Origin of the sequence: Falsiroseomonas oryzae (assembly GCF_027856955.1) — a bacterium.
Lineage (GTDB): Bacteria > Pseudomonadota > Alphaproteobacteria > Acetobacterales > Acetobacteraceae > Falsiroseomonas > Falsiroseomonas oryzae.
In genome coordinates this window covers 1-1,337 of sequence record NZ_JAPSMD010000792.1, presented here as the reverse complement: position 1 = coordinate 1,337, position 1,337 = coordinate 1, and the positions used below count along the sequence as shown (strand labels likewise).

The window sequence follows — 1,337 nt, the reverse complement described above, 5'->3', positions numbered from 1 at the left end:
GTCGCGCCCCGCGGCGGCGACGAGCGAGAGGCCGACCGGCGCGCCTTCCGCCTTGCCCGCCGGGATCGAGACCTCGCACAGCCCGCCGAGGCCGGCGATGGCGGTGACGCCCATGGTGCGTTCCCGCACCGCCTGCTGTGCGTCGAGCCCGGTGTCGAGCCGCGGCGCCGGCACCGGGGAGGTGGGGTAGGCCAGCACCGCGCCGCCCTGCAGCAGCGCGCGCAGCCGGGCGCGGAAGGCGTCGCGGAAGCGCCGCCCCTCGGCGGCCTTGGCCGGGTCGGTCGCCTTGGCGGCGGCGAAGCGGGTATCGACGCCCGGGCCGAATTTCGGCTGCGTCGCCTCGATCCAGGCGCCGAGGGTGGTCCAGGCTTCCTCCGCCTGCACGTGGCGGAAGTTCTCGTAGAGCTGGTCCAGCGTCTCCGGCACCAGGTTGACGGTCATGGCGGGGCCGAGCACGCGCTCCGCCGCGCCCAGCGCGCCGGACAGCGCGGCGGCGGTGGCGGGGACGGCGTTGATCCAGGCCTCCTGCACCTTGAGCAGCGGGCCGAGCTCGCCCTCGCCGCCCGGCGGCAGCAGCACCTCGCCGACGCGCTGCAGCACGGCGGCGCTGCGCGCGAACCAGCCCGCTGTGTCGAAGCCCGGGCCGAGCGCGCAGGCGCCGGTGAGGCTGACCGCGCCCCAGGAGGGGCGGATGCCGAAGATCCCGCAATAGGAGGCGGGGATGCGCACCGACCCGCCGGTGTCGGAGCCCAGCGCGAAATCGACCAGCCCTGCCGCGACCGCGGCGGCCGAGCCGCAGGAGGAGCCGCCGGGGAAGCGGTCCGGCGCGGCGGGGTTGGTGGGGGTGCCGTGCCAGACGTTCTCGCCGGTCAGGCCGTAGGCGAGCTCGACGGTCTTGGTCTTGCCGCGCAGGTCGGCGCCGGCGTGCAGCAGGTCGCGAACCGCGATGGCGGTGCCGGCGGCAGGCGGGTGGGTCCGCGCCCAGTCCGGGTTGCCGTAGGTGGTCACGACGCCGGCGACGTCGAACAGGTCCTTCACCGCGAAGTCCAGCCCCGCGAGCGGGCCGCCGGGCTTGCCGGCGATCTCCACGCGGGGACCCGGCACGAAGGCGCCGACCCGATCCTCGATCACCCGCGGCATCACCCTGCTCCCCGGTCTTGTCGCGTGCCCGGCACGACCGTGGGGCAGCGGGGGCCGAAATACAATGGGCGGTCGGTTCGGCCGTGCCGCGTGCCGGCTGGCGCGCCGGCCAGGGGGCGGGCCAGGGGGCGGGTCATGGCGCCAGCGCCGGCTCCGCCGCGAGGCCTGCGGTGGCCGCCGAGAGCGAGGCGCGCGGG

1 protein-coding gene is annotated in these 1,337 nt (G+C 77.0%); it reads right to left on the bottom strand.

Features of this window, described 5'->3' with window-relative positions; translation table 11 throughout:
* Positions 1–1,140, bottom strand: a 1,140-nt coding sequence (locus OZN99_RS31730) for an amidase (protein WP_270939172.1), incomplete at its 3' end; no start/stop codon positions are given.
* Positions 1,141–1,337: the final 197 nt, after the last annotated feature.